The organism is Kitasatospora sp. NPDC048540 (assembly GCF_040651175.1).
Taxonomy (GTDB): Bacteria; Actinomycetota; Actinomycetes; order Streptomycetales; family Streptomycetaceae; genus Kitasatospora.
In genome coordinates this window covers 1-5,617 of the sequence record NZ_JBEZIR010000228.1, presented here as the reverse complement: position 1 = coordinate 5,617, position 5,617 = coordinate 1, and the positions used below count along the sequence as shown (strand labels likewise).

Genomic DNA, 5,617 nt, shown 5'->3' with positions numbered 1-5,617 from the left:
CGGCGCGGCCGTGTCCACTTTCCAGATGTGCCACGCCCGCGCGGTATGGGTGGCCTGAGAGATTCCGGGGAGGGCGGGCCGCCGCGCGTGCACCGCACCGCCCGGCCCGGCCCCTAAGCTGCGGTCGGGCCGGCGGACCGTCGGCCGCAGGCCGGCCGGACGGGGAGCGCCATGGCACACGACCCGGGAGCGGAGATCACCCCCCGGCAGTGGCGCGATGCCGGGCTGCTCTGGCAGTACCTGCGCCTCGGCCACCCGCCGCGGCGCTGCGACGCCGCGATCGTGCTCGGCAGCCACGACCTCGGCGTGCCCGTCCGGGCGGCCGAGCTGTACCGGGCCGGGTACTTCCCGACCGTCGTGTTCAGCGGCGCCGCCAACCGGACCCGGGCCGATCGGCTGCCCCGCGGCGAGGCCGTCCACTTCGCCGAACGGGCCGCCGCCCTCGGCGTCCCCGCGGCGGCGATCCTGCTGGAGCCGCACGCCCGCAACACCGGCGAGAACCTCACCCTCTCCCGCCGGGTGCTGACCGGCGCCGGGGTGCACCCCCGCTCGGTGATACTGATCGCGATGCCGTACATGGAGCGCCGCGCCTACGCGACCTGCCGCCGCCGCTGGCCGCGGACCGAGGCCGTCTGCGCCTCCGCGCCGGTCGCCCTGGACACCTACGTCCGGGGCATCGGTGACGGCCGCCTGGTGGTCGAGAAGCTGGTCGGCACCCTCCAGCGGGTCCTGGAGTACCCGGCCCGCGGCTTCGCCGTCGAACAGGAGGTGCCGCCGCGGGTGCGCGAGGCCGGCCGGCGGCTGGCCGCCGACGGCTTCACCGGGGCCCTGATCCCGGACCGCCCGGGCCCGGCGGAAGGGCCGAAAGACACTGCAAAGAAAGACATCTGACGAACCGTCCGGCCGTGCGGGCGCCGACCGTGGCGTAGGCTCGGGCCATGGGAGAACGGATACCCCGCTGGGGCTGGTGGGCACTGGGGATCACCGCCGCACTGCTCTACCTGGCGTCGAGCTGGGCCGACGCGGTGCCCGAGGACGAGTACGCCGGGGACGCACTGGGCTGGTACGAGAACAACCCCTGACCGCACGCGGCGCGGACCGCGGGCGGACGGGCCGCGGCGCGCGCCGATCCGACAGGATCCGCCGGACAGGACCTAGCCTGGGAGCGATTGCGGTCCGTCCGTAGCGGAAGGAGCAGCCGTGCCCTCGCGTGCCCCGGTGGTGGCCGCCGGTCTGGTCCTCCTGCTCGCCGCCTGCTCCTCCACCTCCGGGACGGCCGCGGGCCCCTCCCCGGCCGGCTCCTCGGCGACACCGTCCGCACCGCCGACCGCCGCCGCGAGCCCGAGCCCGAGCCCGAGCCCGAGCCCGAGTCCTACGCCGAGCCCGAGCCCGCCGGCGAGCCCCACCCCGAGTCCGACGCCCACCGCCGCGCAGCTGAGCGCCGATCAGCTGGCCGGGCGGCGCGTGGTGTACTCCTATCCCGGCCTGACCCCGCCCGAGTCACTGCTGCGGGTCATCCGCGAGGGACGCGCCGCCGGGGTGGTGTTCTTCGGCGAGAACGTCTCGAGCTCCGCCCAGCTGAAAGCGGCGGTCGACCAGCTGCGCGCGGCCCAGCGGCAGAGCCCGGTCAAGGAGCCGCTGCTCCTGATGACCGACCAGGAGGGCGGGCTGATCAAACGGCTGCCCGGCGCCCCCGTGCCCTCGGCCAAGGAGATCGGCCACTCCGCCGCCCCGTCCGCGGCGGCGGCCACCGCGGGTACCGGCGCCGGCAAGAACCTCACCGGTCTCGGCCTGAACGCCAACCTCGCCCCCGTGCTCGACGTCTACTACACGCCCGGCAACTTCATCGACTCCAAGCAGCGTTCCTACAGCAGCAACCCCCGGACCGTCGCCACCCTGGGCTCCGCCTTCATCACCGCCCAGCAGAAGGCCGGAGCGGCGGCCACCGCCAAGCACTTCCCCGGTCTCGGCTCGGCACCGGCCGGCCAGGACACCGACGCCGGGCCGGTCACCCTGCCCGTCCCGCTGACCAAGCTGCGGACCGTCGACGAGGTCCCGTTCCAGGCCGCGGTCACCGCCGGGGTCCAGATGGTGATGCTCTCCTGGGCGGTGTACCCGGCGCTGGACCCCCAGCGTCCGGCCGGGCTCTCGTCCGCCGCCGTCCAGGAGCTGCGCGGCCGGCTCGGCTACCGCGGGGTCACCGTCACCGACGCGATCGAGGCCGGCGCGCTGAAACCTTTCGGCACCACCGGGCAGCGCTCCGTCGCGGCCGCCGCCGCAGGCATGGACCTGCTGCTCTGCTCGGCCCGCGACACCGCCCAGGGCCAGCAGGCCGCCGACGCCCTCGCCGCGGCCCTCGACGCGGGCACCCTGGACCGGGCCGAGTTCACCGCGGCCGCCGACCGGGTCACCGCCCTGCGCGCCGCGCTGCACTGACCCCGCGCTCACGCACCCGCGCTCACGCACCCACGCACACGCACCCACGCACACGCACGCACGCACACGCACGCACCGCCGGACCGGTGCAGGTGCCGGACCGGTGTCGGCGCCGGCTGCGAGGATCGGTCCATGACCGAAGCCCGGTACGACGCCGTCACCGCCGCCATCGCCCGCTACTGGGACGCGGCCGCGCCCGCCTTCGACGAGGAACCCGACCACGGCCTTCGCGCCGCGCCGACCCGGGACGCCTGGGCCGCGCTGCTCCACTCCTGGGCGCCGCCCGCCCCCGCCGACGTCCTCGACATCGGGTGCGGCACCGGCTCGCTCTCCCTGCTGCTGGCCCGCGCCGGACACCGGGTGACCGGCGTGGACCTGGCCCCCGGGATGGCCGCCCTGGCCCGCGCCAAGCTGGCGGCCGCGGGCCTGCCGGGCCGTTTCCTGGTGGGGGACGCGGCCGCGCCGCCGACCGGGGCCGACCGCTTCGACCTGGTGCTGTGCCGGCACCTGGTGTGGACCCTGCCCGATCCCGCGGCCGCCCTGCGCACCTGGGTGGACCGGATCCGCCCGGGCGGCCGGCTGGTCCTGGTCGAGGGGCGCTGGCGGGAGTCCGCGCCGGACGGGCCGGCGGACCCGTCCGGGCCGGACGGCGAGCCGTCGTACGTGGCCGGGGCGGCGGCGCTGCCCTGGTACGGCGGGGTGGGTTCGGCGCAACTGGCCGCGGCGGTGGGACCGCTGGTCCGGCAGGTGCGGGTCGAGCCGCTGGCCGGGAGGGCGGAGCTGTGGGGCGGCCCGGTCGACGACGAGCGCTACGCGGTGGTCGCCGACCTCTGACCGGCCCGCTCCCGTCCCGCCCGGGGCTCAGCCGGGCAGGAGCCGGGGGACCAGCCGTACCAGGACCACCATGGCGACCACCTCGACCAGGGTCTGGGCGACCACCACGGCCGCCGCCACCGACAGCCCGGCCGGAAGGGCGAGCGCGAGCGGCAGGACCACCAGCGAGTTGCGGGTGGCGCCGCTGAAGACGACCGCCCGCCCGGCCGGGACGCCGAGGCGCAGCAGCCGGGCCACCGCCCGCCCGGCGAACACCATGACGAACGGGAACACCACGTAGCACGGCACCACCGCGGCCACCCGGCCGAGACTGCCGCCGAGCCGGGGCAGCTGGGAGGCGACCACGGTCAGCAGCGTGGCGGCCATCAGCGGGACCATGGCGGCGCCCGCCGCGTCGGCCGCGCGCCGGCCCGCCGGTCGGTGCGCGGCCCACGCCTGGGTGGCCCAGGCCAGCGCCAGCGGCAGCACGATCAGTGAGCCGAAGGCCGTCAGGAACGGGCCCGCGGCGACCACCTCGCCCAGCCCCGGTCCCAGGAACACCAGCAGGTACAGCGGTAGCAGCAGCATCTGGACGAGCAGCAGCACCGGGGTGATCGCCAGCAGCCGGCGGTTGTCGCCCCCGGCCAGCCCGCTGAACACGATCACGTAGTCCACGCACGGGCACAGCAGGACCAGCAGCACTCCCAGCCGCACCGCCCGGTCGTCGGGCAGGAACGGGAGCACGGCGGCCACCAGGAGCGGTACGGCCAGGAAGTTCACGGTGAGTGCGGCCGACAGGAAGCGTCCGTCGCGCAGCGCGCGCACCAGCTCGGCGGCGGGCACCTGGAGGAAGGTCACGAACAGCAGCGCGCCCAGCACCGGGTTGACCGCGCGCTCCAGGCCGGGACCTGCCGCCGGCACCGCCGCGCCGAGCGCGGCCCCGACGGCCGTGGCCGCCAGGTAGACCGCGACCTGGTGCCGCTCCATCCACTCGACCGGGTCCTGCACCACTGCCACCGCTCCTGGCTCCGCGCCCGCCCCGTCGGGGCGGGCCGCGTCCCCATCCTCACACCGCCCGCCCGGCGGGCCGCTCAGTGGAAGACGACCGCCCGGCCGCCCGCGATGCTCGCCCGGCAGGCGCGGTACAGCTGGAGCCAGGCGTACCCCTCGGCCTCGAAGCCGCCGCCGGGTTGCTCGTGCTCGGCCCGGGCGCCGCCGAGCCGGGCCGCCTCGGCCGCGGACAGCGTGCCGTCGGGCTCGGTGCGCACACCGATCGCCGGGGCGAAGGCGAGCAGTTCGGCGAGCAGCCGCACGCTGGAGCCGACCATGCCGGCCCCGGCGACCCCGCTCTCCTCGGGCAGGAACAGCGGGTCCCGGAAGTCCACCGGGACGTAGTAGCCGGCGCTGTCGCTGTGGCAGAGCAGGTGGGAGGAGAACATCGAGGACTCGTCGGCGACCTCGTCGAGGTCACGCTCGTACTGCTCCGGGTCGCAGGCCGACGCCGGGGTGACGGCCTCGCCCCGGGCGGCGAGCACGCTCGCGCGGCGCAGATGGGTGAGGTGGCTGTACGGGAAACCGGCGGAGCAGGTGGCTCCGGGCGCCGGTGCGGGCGAGGTGGCGGGTGGTTCCTGCCAGTCGATGCCCTCGCCGGCCAGGGCCTCGGTGAGGCGGTCGAAGGCCTGCCGGTGGTGTGCCAGGCCCTCCTGGTCGTGTGCGGCGAGGTCGTGGAGCAGACCGACGGAGATAGCGAGTCCCATGCCGCGGATGCTAGCGCTCCCCTGGGACAACGCCGGGGCCCGGGGCCGGCACCGGTGTCGGTGCGGCCCCGGGCCCCGGGCGGGTCAGTGCACGGTGCCCGCGTACCGGCGTGCGAAGCGGGTGCCGGTGGCGGCGGTGACGGTGATGTCGTAGCGGCCGTTGTTCAGCGGCCAGGTGACGGCGGCCCGGCCGTTGGCGGGGGCCCACACGGTCTGGATCTGGCCGCCGAAGTCGTTCGGGGTGACGGTGAAGGAGACCGCCGTCGCGCCGTCGTTGACGAGCTGGAGCGCGACGCCGCCCGGCTGCACGGTCGCCGTCACGCGCGGGACGGCGACGTCGCTCTGGTCGGCCCACACCACGGTGCCGGCGAAGCGGCGGACGAAGCCGTCGGGGCCGTGGACGGTGAAGTCGTAGCGCCCGTCCGTCGCCGAGGCGTCCCAGGTGTACGTCTTCGAGGCACCGGCGGCGACGGTGTAGGGCGTGCCGGCGAAGGCGTAGACGATGTTGGGGTAGATGGTGAAGGGGTAGCCGACGGTGCCGGTGTTGGTGAGGGTGCAGGTGACGGCACCCGTGGCCCGGTCGATGGTGACGTCGGCGCCGGGGGCGTAGG

Annotated in this window: 7 protein-coding genes; 4 read left to right on the top strand and 3 right to left on the bottom strand. The window is 76.1% G+C overall.

What is annotated here, in order from left to right; all coding sequences use genetic code 11:
• Positions 1 to 171 precede the first annotated feature (171 nt).
• The 4 genes from AB0D08_RS40035 to AB0D08_RS40020 all read left to right on the top strand — a co-directional run bounded on the left by AB0D08_RS40035 (position 172) and on the right by AB0D08_RS40020 (position 3,270).
• Positions 172 to 891 (top strand): YdcF family protein, encoded by a 720-nt coding sequence (locus AB0D08_RS40035; RefSeq protein WP_359895283.1) that lies wholly within the window; start codon positions 172 to 174, stop codon positions 889 to 891.
• A 47-nt stretch (positions 892 to 938) separates the two neighbouring features.
• The gene (locus AB0D08_RS40030) at positions 939 to 1,082 is read left to right on the top strand and encodes a hypothetical protein (protein WP_158515676.1); all 144 of its coding nucleotides are present in this window, start codon (positions 939 to 941) and stop codon (positions 1,080 to 1,082) included.
• Between the two features lie 118 nt (positions 1,083 to 1,200).
• Positions 1,201 to 2,436 (top strand): glycoside hydrolase family 3 N-terminal domain-containing protein, encoded by a 1,236-nt coding sequence (locus AB0D08_RS40025; RefSeq protein WP_359895282.1) that lies wholly within the window; start codon positions 1,201 to 1,203, stop codon positions 2,434 to 2,436.
• Between the two features lie 132 nt (positions 2,437 to 2,568).
• The gene (locus AB0D08_RS40020) at positions 2,569 to 3,270 is read left to right on the top strand and encodes a class I SAM-dependent methyltransferase (protein WP_033826262.1); all 702 of its coding nucleotides are present in this window, start codon (positions 2,569 to 2,571) and stop codon (positions 3,268 to 3,270) included.
• Positions 3,271 to 3,297: 27 nt separating this feature from the next.
• On the opposite strand, the gene AB0D08_RS40015 is transcribed toward AB0D08_RS40020, so the two are convergent.
• From AB0D08_RS40015 to AB0D08_RS40005, 3 genes are all read right to left on the bottom strand, one after another.
• Positions 3,298 to 4,236, bottom strand: coding sequence for a bile acid:sodium symporter (locus AB0D08_RS40015; RefSeq protein ID WP_359895284.1), 939 nt, complete (start codon positions 4,234 to 4,236; stop codon positions 3,298 to 3,300).
• A 104-nt stretch (positions 4,237 to 4,340) separates the two neighbouring features.
• Positions 4,341 to 5,006, bottom strand: coding sequence for a hypothetical protein (locus AB0D08_RS40010; protein ID WP_359895281.1), 666 nt, complete (start codon positions 5,004 to 5,006; stop codon positions 4,341 to 4,343).
• An 84-nt stretch (positions 5,007 to 5,090) separates the two neighbouring features.
• Positions 5,091 to 5,617: phospholipase domain-containing protein (locus AB0D08_RS40005; RefSeq protein ID WP_359895280.1), on the bottom strand; the 527-nt coding region annotated here is incomplete at its 5' end.